This is a genomic window from Dactylosporangium maewongense (assembly GCF_039531485.1).
GTDB classification, from domain to species: domain Bacteria; phylum Actinomycetota; class Actinomycetes; order Mycobacteriales; family Micromonosporaceae; genus Dactylosporangium; species Dactylosporangium maewongense.
Window position 1 is genome coordinate 208,574 of the sequence record NZ_BAAAQD010000011.1, and the last position, 13,999, is coordinate 222,572.

11 protein-coding genes and 1 pseudogene are annotated in these 13,999 nt (G+C 75.7%); 8 read left to right on the forward strand and 4 right to left on the reverse strand.

Annotation, left to right across the window (positions count from 1 at the left end; genetic code table 11):
• Positions 1 to 22: 22 nt before the first annotated feature.
• Positions 23 to 607 (forward strand): helix-turn-helix domain-containing protein, encoded by a 585-nt coding sequence (locus ABD332_RS27385; protein WP_344505019.1) that lies wholly within the window; start codon positions 23 to 25, stop codon positions 605 to 607.
• Here ABD332_RS27385 and ABD332_RS27390 read toward each other — a convergent pair.
• Positions 601 to 1,590 (reverse strand): alpha/beta hydrolase family protein, encoded by a 990-nt coding sequence (locus ABD332_RS27390; protein ID WP_344505020.1) that lies wholly within the window; start codon positions 1,588 to 1,590, stop codon positions 601 to 603. The genes ABD332_RS27385 and ABD332_RS27390 overlap by 7 nt on opposite strands.
• Positions 1,587 to 1,934, reverse strand: coding sequence for a hypothetical protein (locus ABD332_RS27395; RefSeq protein WP_344505021.1), 348 nt, complete (start codon positions 1,932 to 1,934; stop codon positions 1,587 to 1,589). Before ABD332_RS27395 ends, ABD332_RS27390 begins: the two co-directional genes overlap by 4 nt.
• A gap of 61 nt (positions 1,935 to 1,995) precedes the next feature.
• Between ABD332_RS27395 and ABD332_RS27400 the strand changes: the two genes are divergently transcribed.
• Positions 1,996 to 2,523, forward strand: coding sequence for a helix-turn-helix domain-containing protein (locus tag ABD332_RS27400; protein WP_344505022.1), 528 nt, complete (start codon positions 1,996 to 1,998; stop codon positions 2,521 to 2,523).
• Between the two features lie 1,021 nt (positions 2,524 to 3,544).
• Here ABD332_RS27400 and ABD332_RS27405 read toward each other — a convergent pair.
• A pseudogene (locus ABD332_RS27405) lies at positions 3,545 to 5,803 on the reverse strand (heavy metal translocating P-type ATPase); the annotation flags it as partial.
• Between the two features lie 186 nt (positions 5,804 to 5,989).
• Between ABD332_RS27405 and ABD332_RS27410 the strand changes: the two are divergent.
• From ABD332_RS27410 to ABD332_RS27420, 3 genes are read left to right on the forward strand one after another with little or no spacing between them, the layout of a single operon-like run.
• Positions 5,990 to 6,187: a heavy-metal-associated domain-containing protein gene (locus ABD332_RS27410; protein ID WP_344505024.1), complete on the forward strand. Its 198-nt coding sequence runs from the start codon at positions 5,990 to 5,992 to the stop codon at positions 6,185 to 6,187.
• On the forward strand, positions 6,184 to 7,257 hold the full coding sequence (locus ABD332_RS27415; RefSeq protein ID WP_344505025.1) for a flavin-containing monooxygenase: 1,074 nt from the start codon (positions 6,184 to 6,186) through the stop codon (positions 7,255 to 7,257). Before ABD332_RS27410 ends, ABD332_RS27415 begins: the two co-directional genes overlap by 4 nt.
• Before the next feature lie 41 nt (positions 7,258 to 7,298).
• The gene (locus ABD332_RS27420) at positions 7,299 to 10,163 is read left to right on the forward strand and encodes an AfsR/SARP family transcriptional regulator (RefSeq protein WP_344505026.1); all 2,865 of its coding nucleotides are present in this window, start codon (positions 7,299 to 7,301) and stop codon (positions 10,161 to 10,163) included.
• Between the two features lie 7 nt (positions 10,164 to 10,170).
• Here the strand turns inward: ABD332_RS27420 and ABD332_RS27425 are convergent, their stop codons facing one another.
• Positions 10,171 to 10,371, reverse strand: coding sequence for a hypothetical protein (locus ABD332_RS27425; protein ID WP_344505027.1), 201 nt, complete (start codon positions 10,369 to 10,371; stop codon positions 10,171 to 10,173).
• A 131-nt stretch (positions 10,372 to 10,502) separates the two neighbouring features.
• On the opposite strand from ABD332_RS27425, the gene ABD332_RS27430 reads away from it, so the two are divergent.
• From ABD332_RS27430 to ABD332_RS27440, 3 genes are read left to right on the forward strand one after another with little or no spacing between them, the layout of a single operon-like run.
• Positions 10,503 to 10,640, forward strand: coding sequence for a hypothetical protein (locus tag ABD332_RS27430; protein ID WP_344505028.1), 138 nt, complete (start codon positions 10,503 to 10,505; stop codon positions 10,638 to 10,640).
• 17 nt (positions 10,641 to 10,657) lie between these two features.
• Positions 10,658 to 11,431 (forward strand): ABC transporter ATP-binding protein, encoded by a 774-nt coding sequence (locus ABD332_RS27435; RefSeq protein ID WP_344505029.1) that lies wholly within the window; start codon positions 10,658 to 10,660, stop codon positions 11,429 to 11,431.
• A 5-nt stretch (positions 11,432 to 11,436) separates the two neighbouring features.
• On the forward strand, positions 11,437 to 13,968 hold the full coding sequence (locus ABD332_RS27440) for an FtsX-like permease family protein (RefSeq protein WP_344505030.1): 2,532 nt from the start codon (positions 11,437 to 11,439) through the stop codon (positions 13,966 to 13,968).
• The last annotated feature ends 31 nt before the right edge of the window (positions 13,969 to 13,999 follow it).

Consider the following 13,999-nt stretch of genomic DNA (forward strand, 5'->3'; position numbering starts at 1 on the left):
TGCGGATCCGCATGCTGGTGGCATGGGTGGTGCCGAGGACGACGTGCTCGCCGGGGTCGGGCCGCGCCTGCGCGCGCTGCGCCGCTCCCGCAACGCCACCCTCGCCGGCCTGGCCGCCGAGACCGGCCTGACCGCGAGCACCCTGTCCCGGCTGGAGACCGGCAAGCTCCGCCCCACCCTCGAGCAACTGCTGCCCCTCGCCCGCGCCCACGGTGTCCCGCTCGACGACCTGGTCGCCGCGCCGCCCACCGGTGACCCCCGCATCCACCTGCGCCCCGTCCGCCGCTCGGGCATGACGGTGATCCCCCTGACCAACCGCCCCGGTGGCGTCCAGACGTACAAGGTGATCTATCCACCGGCGAGCCGCTCCCGCACCGTGAAGCTCCAGACCCACGACGGGCACGAGTGGTTCTACGTCCTCAACGGCCACGTCCGGCTCGTGCTCGGCACGCAGGACCTGCGGCTCGGCCCGGGCGAGGCCGCCGAGTTCGACACCCGCACCCCGCACTGGATCGGCAGCGCCGGCCCCCACCCCGCGGAGCTGCTCACGATGTTCGGCCCCCAGGGTGAGCGCGCCCACCTGTCTCCCCGCCCCGGCGGTCAATGAGTGTCCGCGGCCACGCCCTGGTCGGCCAGCCAGCCGGTGACGCGGTCGAGGACGGCGGGGTCGACCGGACGGCGGACCTCTTCCTTGTAGGCGCGCAGCGACGGCGCGCCGGGCTGGGTGCGCAGCAGGTGGGTGACGTCCGGTGCTGCCCAGGTCTGCACCGGGCCGGGCACGAGCTCGGCGATCGCGGCCAGGTCCGCAGGGTCGACCTGCAGGTCCTTGGTGCCGGTGACGGCGAGGACGGGCATCCGCAGCCGGGCCAGGTCGTCGCGCGGGTCGTGGTCGAGGTACTCGCGGAACCATTTCGCGTTGATCTTCGCGCCGCCGATGCGCGCGATGTCGGTGCCGGTGGCGCGGATTTTGTCGTGGTTGCGGCTGACCTGGCGGACCAGGTCGGTGCGCAGCAGTTTGAGCAGGCCCCGGACCGGCGCCGGCAGCGTGGGGGCGAGCATGCCCGCCTGCCAGCGCAGCACGGCGTCGCCGGGCCGGGCGGCGCCGGCCAGCAGCACCACCGCGGCCGGGCGCGGTCCGGCCGGCGCGTCTGACATCCGGGCGGCGGCGATGGTCACCAGGGTCGCGCCCTCGCTGTGCCCGACGAGGAACAGCCGGCCGGCGTCGGTGTCGGGGCGCTCCGCGAGTGCGGTGAACGCGGCGACCAGGTCGTCGGCGTTGTCGAACAGCCCGGCCCGCATCCAGCCGTCCTTGCCCTCGACGGTGCCGTCGCGCAGCAGCCGGCTCCCGCCCACGCCGCGCTTGTCGTAGCGCAGCGTCGCGATGCCGGCCCGGGCCAGGGCGTGCGCCAGCTGCCGGGTGGAGTCGATCGCCAGCCTCGGGGCGTTCGAGTCGCGGTCGACCGGCCCTGATCCGCTGACCAGCACCGCCGCGGGGAACGGCCCGGCACCGCCGGGCAGGATCAGCGCGCCCGCGAGGTCCCGGTCCGCACCGGGGAGGCGCAGCTCGACCTCGCGCACGGGGGTGGTCATCGGGCGGCCCGGATCCGCTCGGCCAGGGACTCGGCGTCGTCGTCGCCGAGCAGCACCGAGGCGAGCCGGTGGCCGGTCAGCGTGAGCCGCACCCCGGCCTGGCCACGGCCGGCGACGACGAACTCGGCGCCGTCCCACGTGCGCCACGTGCCGATCTTCCGCAGGCCGGGCACCGCCAGGCCCGGGGCGCGCAGCCCGCGCCCGGCGGCGAGGGCGTCCGGCACGACCTCGACGGCGGTGATCGCGGTCAGCGGGATGGTCACGTCGCCGCGGAGTCCGGCGACCTTCTCGGCGGCGGTGAGCTCGATGGTGAGTGCGGCTTCGGTCATGGACACGACGCTCATGCCCTGTACTATTCTCAGCGATGCGAACGATGTCAAGTTTGAGAACGGTCGGGGAGGCGTGATGACGATGACGACGGCGGAGCTGCTGCTGCATCCGGTCCGGCTGCGGATCGTGCAGGCCTTTCTCGGCGGGCGTGACCTCACCACGCTGCGGCTGCGCGAGCTGCTCCCCGACGTGGCGACCGCGACCCTCTACCGGCAGGTGGCCACCCTGGCCGAGGCCGGCGTGCTGGAGGTGGTCGAGGAGCGCCGGGTGCGCGGCGCCGCCGAGCGCACCTACCGGCTGCACAGCGAGGCCATGATCGTCGGCCCCGAGGCGGCCACGCAGCTGACCGTCGAGCAGCACCGCGCAGCGTTCGCCGCCTTCACCGCCGGGCTGCTCGCCGATTTCGACCGCTACCTCGCCCGCGGCGACGTCGACCTGGGCCGCGACCTGGTCGGTTACCGGCAGCTGGCGCTGCACCTGACCGACGAGGAGCTCACCGAGCTGATCGCCGAGCAGCGCGAGGCGGCCGCCCGGCGGGCGGAGCTGCCGCCGGAAGGCCGCACCCGGCGGCTGCTGAGCACCATCCTGATGCCGGCGGACTGAGCCCGCGGCGACCGCGCGAGGCCCTCCGGGATCCCGGAGGGCCTCGCCTCTGCCGGGCCTAAGGCTCGACCTCGACCGTGAACGTGGTCGTCCGGACCGTGCCCGAGGCGTCCCGGAACTGTCCCCACATCCGGTAGAGGCCCGGCCGGGGCAGGTCCGCGTGCACCGTCAGGTCCGGGCCGAACCGCGCCGACGGCAGCGCGAACACCGGCCTGCCCCGTTCATCGGTGGCCTCGGCGTGCTCGTGGGCGAAGCCGGAGCCGTCCAGCGGCATCACCACCACGTGGCCGGCCGCGGCCAGGAAGGGGCGCAGCCCGGTCACCGGGGCGTCGGTCGCGGCGTCGGCGAACCTGTACGTGAACGTGTTCCCGCCCAGCTTCGCGTCGCCGTCCAGGGTGACCCGCAGCCCGCCGACGACCTGGGTGCGCGGCGACGCCCCGGCCGGTCCGGCCGGCTCCGGCCGGGGGCCGTCCACCACCACCTCGTGCCGGTCGATCAGGTCGGCCATCGCCCCGCGGCGGCGGAACTCGGTGTGGATCAGGTAGCGGCCCGCGGTGGGGAACGTCAGCTCGGTCCGGAACTCGCCGGGTGCCCCGGTCGGCTCCGGGTGGATGTGCAGGAACGTGCCCAGGTCGTCGCGGGTGACGATGAAGTGCATCCACGCCTCGTGGCTGCGCCCGACGTCGGTGACCGGCCTGCCGGTCACGGCGTCGGTGATCCGGATCCGCGCGGTGGTGGGCCTGCCCGGCAGCGTGCCGGCCGGCACGTCCACCAGCACCCGGACGTCGTCCTCGGCCACCGGCCGCGGCGGGGTGTCGGTGGTCATCATGACGCTCATCGCGGGCCGCATCGGCATGCCGGTGCTCTGCGCCCAGGCGAGCACGCCGTTCATGCCACGGCCGGCTGCCTCGGTGCGGCTCAGCACGGTCAGCCCGGCGCCCAGGCTCACCGCGAGCACGGCGATCCCGGCCAGGTAGGCGTAGTCGCCGAGCCTGGTCCACAGGCCGGTGCGGGCGGCGTCGAAGCCGCGCAGCCGGGCCGCGTTCGTGATGACGCTGACCGAGCTCATCGCCATCGCGGCGGCCGCCAGCGACGGGTCGAGCAGGGTCCCGGTGACCGGGTACAGCAGACCCGCGGCGATCGGGATGAGCAGCACGTTGTAGGCGAACGCCCACACCAGGCCCTGCTTGATCGTGGTGACCGTGCGCCGGGACAGCGTGATCGCCGACACGATGCCGCGCAGGTCGCCGCCGACCAGGGTGATGTCGCTCGCCGCGATCGCCACGTCGGTGCCGGTGCCGATCGCGATACCCAGGTCGGCCCGGGCCAGCGCCGGCGCGTCGTTGATACCGTCGCCGACCATCGCCACCACGGAGCCCCGGTCCTGCAGCCGAGCGATGTGCGCGGCCTTGTCCTCGGGCCGCACGTCCGCGATGACGTGCTCGATGCCGACCTCGCGGGCGACCGCCGCGGCGGTCAGCGGGTTGTCCCCGGTGAGCATCCACACGTCGAGGCCGTGCGCCCGGAGCTGGGCGACCGCCTCCCGGGACTCCGGCTTGACCGTGTCGGCGACGGCGATCAGCCCGGCCAGGTCGCCGTCGACCGCCACGTACATCGGGGTGCCGCCCTCGGCGGCGATCCGGTCCGCCTCGGCGGTCAGCGCCGCGACCGCGATCCCGTCGCGGTGCATCAGCGCGGCGTTGCCGATCAGGACGGCCCGGTCCCCGACGCGTGCCTCGACGCCGTGGCCCGGCAACGCGGTGAACGACCGTGCCGCGGGGACGGTGCCGCCCCGCTGCCGCGCGTACGCGACGATGGCCTCGCCCAGCGGATGTTCGGACCCCGTCTCGGCCGACGCGGCGAGGGCGAGCAGCTCGTCGGCCGTGAGCGCGCCGACGGTGCGGATCCGGGTGACGGCCGGACGGCCGCGGGTGATCGTGCCGGTCTTGTCCAGCACCACCGTCGTCAGCCGCCGGGCCTGCTCCAGCGCCTCCCCGCCGGAGAGCAGGATGCCCAGCTCGGCCGCCTTGCCGGTGCCCACCATGGTGGCGGTCGGGGTCGCCAGGCCCAGCGCGCACGGGCAGGCGATGATCAGCACCGCGATCGCCGTGCCCAGGCCCAGCGTGAGCGCCTCGCCGTCCGGGCCGAACACCGCCCAACCGGCGAACGTGAGCAGCGCCGTCGCGATGACCGCGGGGACGAACCAGGCCGACACCCGGTCGACCAGCCGCTGCATCGGCGCCTTGGCGCCCTGCGCCCGCTCCACCAGCTGGACGATCTGCGCGAGGGTGGTGTCCGCGCCGACCGCGGTCGCCCGCATCAGCAGCGACCCGGTGCCGTTCATGCTGGCGCCGATCACCCGGTCCCCCGCGGTCTTGTCGACCGGCAGGCTCTCCCCCGTGACCACGCTCTCGTCGACCGTGGACGCGCCCTCGGTCACGACGCCGTCGACCGGCACCTTCTCGCCGGGGCGGACCCGCACGAGGTCACCGACCACGACCTCGGCGAGCGGCACCTCCGTGTCGGCCCCGCCGCGGACCACCCGGGCGGTCGGCGGCTGCAGGTCCATCAACGCCCGGATCGCCGCGCCCGCCCGGCGCATCGCCCGCGCCTCCATCCACCGGCCCATCAGCACCAGCGCGAGCACCACCACGGAGATCTCGAAGTACACGTGCAGCGGCAGGCCGGCCCGCTCCGCGGTCGCCGGCCACAGGGTGACGAACGCGCTGTAGCCGTACGCGACCGTGGTGCCCAGCGCCACCAGGGTGTTCATGGTGACCGCGCGGTGCCTCGCGGCGGCCCACGCCGCGGCGAACAGCGGCCCGCCGGCCCAGACCTGCACGACGGACGCGACGACCAGCAGCAGCGGCATCAGCCAGTCCATCGTGTCGATGGGCAGCGGCACGTACATCAGCACCATCATCGCCAGGCCCACCGGCAGCGCGACCTGCCAGCGCCGCCGCAGCCCGGCCAGCTCCCGGTCCCGGTCGTCGACCGGCTCCTCGGTGCGCCGCGCCGGCTGACGGGCCGGCTGACGGGCCGGCTGCCGCGCCGCGGGTGGCGCCGCGGTGTACCCGGCCGCCCGGACCGCCTCGGCCAGGTCCTGCGTGCCGACGCGGGCCGGGTCGTAGGTGACGGTCGCGACCTCGGTCGCCAGGTTCACCGCCGCCGCCTCGACACCGTCGAGGCGGATCAGCGCCTTCTCCACCCGGCCCACGCACGAGGCGCAGGTCATGCCACCGATGTCGAGCCGGCACGAGACCGCCGTCGGTGTCGTCATGTCGTCCTCCCTCGTCGGGCCCGCCGCGCGGGCCGATGCCGCAGACGTTGCCGGGGCGCGCTGTCCGCGCGCTGGCCGCGCTGGACAGGACCGGGGCGCGGACGGACAGCCGCCGGACAGCGGCGGCCCGCACGGTGATGGCACGTCCGGCGCCCCGCCATGGAGCGCCACCCGAGAGGAGCCACCATGAACGAGCAGCTGTTCTCCGTGCCCGGCATCACCTGCGGCCACTGCGCCACCGCCATCCGCCAGGAGGTCGCGGCAGTGCCCGGCGTCTGCCACGTCGACGTCGACATCACCGGCAGGACCGTCCGGGTCACCGGCGGCGAGGCCGGCGCGATCCGCGCCGCCATCGCCGAGGCCGGCTACGAGGCCGCCCGATGACCACCGACGTGCACACGCTGGTCGTCGGCGGCGGCCAGGCCGGCCTGGCGACGGGCCACCACCTGCGCCGGGCCGGGATCGACTGCGCCATCCTCGACGCCCACCCGCGGGTCGGCGACGCCTGGCGGCGGCGCTGGGACTCGTTGACCCTGTTCACCCCGCGCCGCTTCGACGCACTGCCCGGCCTGGCGTTCCCCGGCGACCCGGACGGCCACCCCGGCAAGGACGAGGTCGCCGACTACCTGGCCGGCTACGCCGAGCACTTCGCGCTGCCGGTGCACACCGGCTGCGCGGTGACCGCGCTCCGGCCGGCCGCGGACGACGGGTTCGTCGCGGAGACGGGCACCGGCGAGTGGACGGCGCGGCAGGTCGTGGTGGCCGGCGGCGCCTTCCACACGCCGAGCGTGCCGGCGGTCGCCGCCCGGCTCGCCCCGTCGGTCGTCCAGCTGCACAGCAGCGACTACCGCAACCCCGCCGGGATCCCGGACGGCGACGTCGTGGTCGTCGGGGCCGGCAACACCAGCGTGCAGATCGCCGCCGAGCTCGCCGCGGCCGGCCGGCGCGTCACCATCGCGTACGACGAGCTGGGCACGGCGTTGCCGCAGCGGTTGCTCGGCCGCGACATCTTCTGGTGGTTCTCCCGGCTGGGCACGATGGGCCTGTCCGGGGAGCGCGGGATCGGCGCGCGGATCCGGGCGCAGAACCCCATCATCGGCACGGACGTGCGGGGCCTGCTGCGCACCGTTCGCCGTACGAGACGGGTCGTCGACGCGGAACGGGACGCGCTGGTGTCCGCCGACGGCACCCGGCACCCCGTCGCCACGGTGGTGTGGGCCACCGGGTTCCGGCCGAGCTACCCGTGGCTGCACGTACCGGTCCTCGACGACCGCGGCGCGCCGGTGCACCGCGGCGGCGTGACGGACCGGCCCGGCCTGTACTTCGTCGGGCTGCCGTGGCAGCGGGCCCGCGGCTCGGCCGTGCTCGGCTGGGTCGGCCGCGACGCCGAGTTCATCGCCGGGCACGCCGCCGCCGCGGCCGGTCACGACCGGACGGCTGTACGAACCGGCTGACCCGCCGCCGCACGTATGATCGTCGGCACCATGGGTGAGACATGTCAGAGCCGCTGATCCGGGTGCTCGGACCGGTCGAGGTCCAGGCACCCGGCCGCTCACCGGTGTCCCCGGCGCCGTCGGTGCGCGCGCTGCTCGCCCGGCTCGCCGGGTCGCCGGGTCGGGTGATGTCAGCGGACGCCCTCACCGACGCCCTGTGGGGCGAGGAGCTGCCCGCCGACGCGGCGAACGCGCTGCAGATCCGCGTGTCGAAGCTCCGCCGCGTGCTGGCATCCGCCGGGCTCGACGCGGCCGTGCTCACCACCCGCGCCCCGGGCTACCAGCTCACCCTGCCGCCGGAGGCGGTGGACGCCCACCGCTTCGACAAGGCGGTCGCCCGGGCCCGGACGGCCGCCGACCAGGACACCGCGCTCGCCGCGTACGACGAGGCGCTTGGCCTGTGGCGCGGGCCGGCCCTCGCCGACGTGGGCGAGACGGACTGGGTCCGCGCCGAGCGGCTGCGCCTGGAGGAGCTGCGGCTCGCCGCGTTGGAGGACCGGCTGGAGCTGCTGGTGGGCACCGGGCGGCACGCCGCGGTCGTGGGCGAGCTGGAGTCGATGGTCGCGGAGCATCCGCTGCGCGAACGGCTGCACCGGCTGCTGATGCTGGCGCTGTACCGGGCCGGCCGGCAGGCGGACGCGCTCGCCGTCGAGCAGCGGCTGCGGCACCGGCTCGCCGAGGAGCTCGGCATCGACCCGTCACCGGACCTGCGGGCGCTGACCGAAGCCATCCTGCGCCAGGAGATTCCGCCGGCCACCCCGGCGGCTCCGGCGATGCCGGCAGCGACGCCGGCCGCCCCGTCCGTGGCCGTGCCCGCTCGCCTGTCGTCCTTCCTCGGCCGCGACGCGGACCTCCGCACGACCCTCCAGGAGCTGCGCGCCGCCCGCCTGGTCACGCTCACCGGCCCGGGCGGCGTCGGCAAGACCACCCTCTCCCTGGAGACCGCGCGGCTCGTCGAGCCGGCGATCGCCGACACCGTGCACATCATCCGGCTCGCCGCCCTCGCCCCGGACGCCGACGTGGCCGAGGCGTTCGCCGCCCAGCTCGGCGTGCAGACCCCCGGCCCCGGCGCGTCGGCCGCAGAGGCCGTCGCCGAGCACCTGAAACAGCGGCGGGCGCTGCTCGTGGTGGACAACTGCGAGCACGTCGTGGACGCCGCTGCCGTCGTCGTCGACCACCTGCTGCAGGCCACCACCGACGTCCGGGTGCTGGCCACCAGCCGGGAGGCCCTGGCCGTCGCCGGCGAGACCCAGATCGCCGTGGGGCCGCTCGCCGTGCCGGACGAGACCGCCGCCGCGGACGCCATCGCCGCCTCCCCCGCCGTCCGCCTGTTCCTGGACCGCGCCCGCAGCGTGCGCCCCGGCCTGCAGCTGGACGCCGACGCCGCGCGGGCGGTCGCGTCCATCTGCCGCCGGCTCGACGGCATGCCGCTGGCGATCGAGCTGGCCGCGGCCCGGGCCAAGGCGCTGCCCCCGGCTGAGATCGCGGACCGGCTCCGGGACCGGTTCGCGCTGCTGACCGCCGGGCCGCGCAGCAGCGAGGCGCGCCACCGCACGCTGCGCGCGACCATCGACTGGAGTCACGACCTGCTGCCGGAGGGCGAGCGGCGCCTGCTGCGCCGGCTGGCCGTGTTCCGCGGCGGCTGGACGCTGGCGGCGGCCGAGCAGGTGTGCGGATTCGGTGGCAGCGAGCCCGCCGACATCCCGGATCTGCTGTTCCGCCTCGTCGACCAGTCCCTGGTGACCGCCGACCCGGGCACCGGCCGGTTCCGGCTGCTGGTCACGATCCGCGAGTACGCGTGGATGAAGCTGCGCGAGGCCGGCGAGGAGGACGACTGCCGGCGGCGGCATCTCGCGCACTGCATCGCGATGGCCGAACAGCACGGCCCGCTCGTGCGCTACACCGGCCCGGCGTGGGACCTGCTGGTGGAGGATCAGGACAACCTGCGCGCAGCCATCGAGTTCTGCATCGAGCGCACCGCGGAGTCGCCGGAGCCCGGCCTGCGCCTGGCCGCCGCCCTCGTGCCGTTCTGGAACTACGGTCCCCGCTACGAGGGCGTCCGCGCCATCACCGCGCTGCTGGACCGCGGCGGGTCGGACGTCGCCCGGGCCCGGGCGCTGCAGGGGCTGGCGCTGCTGTACGTCTACTACCCCACGCCCGAGTCACGGGCCGCCGCCCGCGAAAGCCTCGCACTGTTCACCGCCCTCGGCCTCGACCACGAGGCCGCCGTCTCCCGCATCGTCGTGGCCTTCGAGGGGCAGTACGGCGGCGACCCCGACGAGCACCGGGCGCTGATCCGGCGCAGCCGCGAGGACCTGGGCGACCAGGACCACGGCTGGTGGCACGCCATGACCTACTACGTGGAGGCGCTGATCAACCTGCGGTGCAGCGAGTTCGAGGACTCGGTGCGCGACTGGCGGCGCAGCCTCGACCTGCTCGGCGCCGCCGACGACCGGATGATGAGCAGCGCCGCCCGCGCCCACCTGGGCGTCGCGCTGCGCCAGACCGGACGGCTCGAGGAGGCCCTGGCGCAGCTGCGGTCCGCGGCCGACGAGTGCCGGGCGTACGGCTCGCTGCACGGCCTCGCGTTCGCCCTCGTGCACCTGGCGCACACCCGGCTCGACCTGGGCCAGACCGAGCGCGTACCGGCCGAGCTGGCCGAGGCCGACGAGATCTCCCGGCGGGTCCGCAACCCGCGCAACCCGGCGTGGGCGGCGTGGGGGCGGGCCAGGCTGGCCCTGACGCGCGGCGACGCCGCGGCCGCGGCGGACGACCTGCGGCGGGCCCTGGAGCTCCTCGAAGACCGGGAGTTCCCGTGGGCCCGGGACCAGCTGCGGGCGGCCTACGCCGCGGCCGCCGGCCACTGACCTGCCGCTAGCCGCCGGGCACCGGGAAGCCGGCCCGGTCCCGGGCCGCCCGCACCTCTGCGGCGTCCACGTCGCCGGAGACCGCCAGCAGTCCCCCGCCCACGTGCAGGGACACCACGCCCGGCACGTCGCTGACGTGCCGGCTGAGCAGCCGCACGCAGCGCCGGCACAGGTCGGGCGGCACGGCAACAGTCACTTCGTCACGCATGCGGACAGCGTGCCGCGGGCCGCTGTCCGCTCGCTGTCCGCCGCCGCTCAGCGGCCGGCCAGGGCACGGACAGCCGGTGCCGCGAGTCTTCGGCGTGTCAGCACACCGCCGACGACGCCAGGAGGTCCGTCGTGCACCCCCTCTTCCTCACCGACTACGTCCGGGAACGCCACGCGGACCTGATCCGCGACGCCGAGGCGTACCGCTCCGCCCGCCGCGCACGCTTCCGCATCCCCATCCGCCGGCGTACCGCCGCGGCCGAATCCTGACCTGAGGAGCCACGTCCATGAGCATCAGCACCGCACCCCACCGCACCATCGCCGTCGAGGCCCGCGACGTCGTCAAGACGTACGGGCGGGGCGACACCGCGGTCCACGCCCTCGACGGCGCCAGCCTGACCATCCCGGCCGGGCAGTTCGCCGCCGTGATGGGCCCATCCGGCTCCGGGAAGTCCACCCTCATGCACACGCTCGCCGGGCTGGACGACGCCGACGCCGGCCACGTCCTGCTCGGCGACACCGACGTGACCCGCCTGAGCGAGCGGCAGCGCACCCTGCTGCGCCGCGAACGGATCGGGTTCGTCTTCCAGAGCTTCAACCTGGTGCCGACGCTCACCGCGGCCGAGAACATCGAGCTGCCGCTGCGGCTGGCCGGCCGCCGACCCGACGCCGACTGGGTGGACAAGCTGGTCACCACCCTCGGCCTCGCGGATCGGCTGCACCACCGGCCCGCGCAGCTGTCCGGCGGCCAGCAGCAGCGGGTGGCGGTGGCCCGGGCGCTCGTCACCCGCCCCGAGATCGTGTTCGCCGACGAACCCACCGGAAACCTCGACTCCCGCTCCGGCGAGGCGCTGCTGGACTTCCTCCGCCATGCCGCCCACGACCTCGGACAGACGATCGTCATGGTCACCCACGACCCGCACGCCGCCGCGTACGCCGACCGGGTCGTCTTCCTCGCCGACGGCCGGGTCGTCGACGAGCTCGCCGAGCCCACCGTGGCCGCCGTGCTGTCCCGGATGTCCGGCCTCGACACCGTCACCACCACCCGGAAGGAGCGCTGACGGCCATGTGGCTCCTCATCCTGCGCACCACCCTGGCCCACCGGGCCCGGCTGGCGTTCACCATGCTCGCCGTCGTCCTCGGCGTCACCTTCGTCAGCGGCACCCTGGTCCTCACCGACACCTCCCGGCAGGTCCTCGACGACCAGTTCCGGACCGCGACGGCCGGCACCGACCTCACCGTCCGCGACGCCGCCGCCTTCGACTCGGCGATGGGCGTCGAGGTCGAACGCGACCCGCTGAGCGCGGCGACGGTCCGCCAGGTCCGGGCCCTGCCGGGCGTGGCGGGCGCCGAACCGATCGTCCGCGGGCAGGGCCTGCTGGTCGCCGGGGGCACCGCGATCGTCCCCTCCGGCCCGTCCCTGCTGCAGTCCTGGACCCCGCCGCCGGTCGGCGCGTTCACGCTGCGCGCCGGCCGGGCTCCCGCCGCCGACGGCGAGGTGGTCATCGACGCCGCCACCGCCGACCGCCACCACATCACCCTCGGGCAGACCGTCACCGTCCACGCCGGGACCGACCTGACCGCCCAGGTCGTCGGCCTGGCCGGGTTCGGTGACCGGCCCGGCCTGCCGAACAGCACGGTGGCCCTGGTCAGCCTGCCGACCGCGCAGCGGATGCTGGGGCTCGGCGACGGCGTGAGCGAGCTGGCCGTGACGGCGGCCGACGGCGTGGACACCGGTGCGCTGCGGCGCACCATCGGTGCCGCGCTCGGCTCCGGCTACGAGGTGACCGCGGGCCGCGACGTCGCGGCCGCCGCCTCCGCCGCCGCCCAGAACCAGGTGGGCTACCTGGAGGTGATGCTGCTGGCGCTGGCCGCGGCCGGCCTGCTCGTCGGCGCCTTCCTCATCGCCAACACGTTCTCGATCGTGGTCACCCAGCGCACCCACGAGCTGGCCGTGCTCCGGGCCACCGGCGCGACCGGCCGCCAGGTGCTCGGGTCGGTGCTCGGCGAGGCGTTCCTCGTCGGCGTCGCCGCGTCGGCGCTCGGCCTCGGCACGGGCATCGGCGCCGCGATCGGGCTGCGCGGCCTGGCCGGCGTGTTCGGCATCGCGCTGCCGGACGGCGCGATGGTGATCACCCTCCGCACGGTGCTGGTGTCGCTCGCCGTCGGTGTGCTCGTCACGGTGCTGGCCGCGTACGGCCCGGCCCGCCGCGCCGCCCGCGTCGCCCCGGTGGCGGCGATGCGCCGGTCGGCGGCCGCCGAGCCGATCGGCACCGCCCGCACCGTCGCCGGCACTGTCGCGGCGGCCGCCGGGGTCGCCGGGGTCACCGCCGCGATCCTCAACGCCGGCGGCACGTTACTGCTCGCCGCGGCCGCGGTCGCCCTGATCGTGGGGCTGACCCTGGCCGGGCCAGCCCTCGCGCCGGCCGCCGCACGGCTGCTCGGCCGGCCGCTGCACGGCTTCGGCACGCCGGGCCGCCTGGCCAGCGAGTCGGCGGCGCGGACCCCCCGCCGGACCGCCGCCACCGCGCTGGCGCTCGCGCTCGGCCTGGCGCTGGTCAGCTTCACCGCCGTGCTGGCGACCTCGGTGAAGCGGTCGGTGCAGCAGACCTACGCGGAGACGGTCAGCGCGGACTTCGTGGTGGAGAGCGCCCGCAACGAGATGCTCGGCGGTCTGCCGGCGACGGTCCACCACCACGTGGCCGGGCTGCCGGAGGTCGCGGTGGCGTCACGGCTGCGCTACGGGCACTGGAAGGACGGCGAGACCGTGTCGGCACTCACCGCCGTGGACCCGGCCACGCTGCCCCGGGTCACCGCGCTGAAGCTGACCGCGGGCAGCCTCGACGCGCTGAACACCGGCGGCGTCATCCTCGCCGGGCACGTCGCCGCCGAACGCGGGCTGACCGTCGGCGACAGGCTGCCGATGACCTTCTCCCGCACCGGCACCCAGGACCTGCCGGTCGTCGGCCTCCTGCGCGACCGTGACGCGCAGGCCCTGCAGACCGACTACATCATCTCGCTGGACACGTACGCGAAGCACTACGCCGAGGACGTCGACGCCAGCGTCTTCGTCAAGCTGGCCGGCGGCGTGAGCCTCGCCGCGGGGCAGCGCGCCCTCGCCGCGGCCCTCGCCGACATGCCCACCGCCGAGGTCCGTGACCAGGCGGCCGCCGTCGCCGGCCGCACCGCCACCATCGACCAGGTCCTCGGCCTGGTGACCGCCCTGCTGCTGCTCACCATCGTCATCGCGCTGCTCGGCATCACCAACACCCTGGCCCTGTCGGTGTCGGAGCGGACCCGCGAGATCGGCCTGCTGCGCGCGGTCGGCATGACCAGGACGCAGCTGCGCACGATGGTCCGGGGCGAGGCGGCGCTCCTCGCCGCCCTCGCCACCGTGGTCGGGGTCGGCCTGGGCGTCGCCCTCGGGGCCGGCACGGTGCGGCAGCTCGGCGCGGCCGCGGAGGCGGCGGTCGTCCTGCCGGTCGCGCAGCTCGCCCTCGTCGTCGCCGTCACCCTCGCCGCCGGCCTGGTCGCCGGCCTGCTCCCCGCCCGCCGGGCCGCCCGCCTCGACGTGCTCACCGCGATCACCCACCCGTGACCCGCTCATCGACCACCTGCTCCACCCGCAG

Coding starts and splice junctions, on each gene's coding strand:
- ABD332_RS27435 (WP_344505029.1), top strand. CDS start 10,658: ATGAGCATCAGCACCGCACCCCACCGCACCATCGCCGTCGAGGCCCGC.
- ABD332_RS27385 (WP_344505019.1), top strand. CDS start 23: ATGGGTGGTGCCGAGGACGACGTGCTCGCCGGGGTCGGGCCGCGCCTG.
- ABD332_RS27390 (WP_344505020.1), bottom strand. CDS start 1,590: ATGACCACCCCCGTGCGCGAGGTCGAGCTGCGCCTCCCCGGTGCGGAC.
- ABD332_RS27440 (WP_344505030.1), top strand. CDS start 11,437: ATGTGGCTCCTCATCCTGCGCACCACCCTGGCCCACCGGGCCCGGCTG.
- ABD332_RS27425 (WP_344505027.1), bottom strand. CDS start 10,371: ATGCGTGACGAAGTGACTGTTGCCGTGCCGCCCGACCTGTGCCGGCGC.
- ABD332_RS27415 (WP_344505025.1), top strand. CDS start 6,184: ATGACCACCGACGTGCACACGCTGGTCGTCGGCGGCGGCCAGGCCGGC.
- ABD332_RS27420 (WP_344505026.1), top strand. CDS start 7,299: ATGTCAGAGCCGCTGATCCGGGTGCTCGGACCGGTCGAGGTCCAGGCA.
- ABD332_RS27395 (WP_344505021.1), bottom strand. CDS start 1,934: ATGAGCGTCGTGTCCATGACCGAAGCCGCACTCACCATCGAGCTCACC.
- ABD332_RS27410 (WP_344505024.1), top strand. CDS start 5,990: ATGAACGAGCAGCTGTTCTCCGTGCCCGGCATCACCTGCGGCCACTGC.
- ABD332_RS27400 (WP_344505022.1), top strand. CDS start 1,996: ATGACGATGACGACGGCGGAGCTGCTGCTGCATCCGGTCCGGCTGCGG.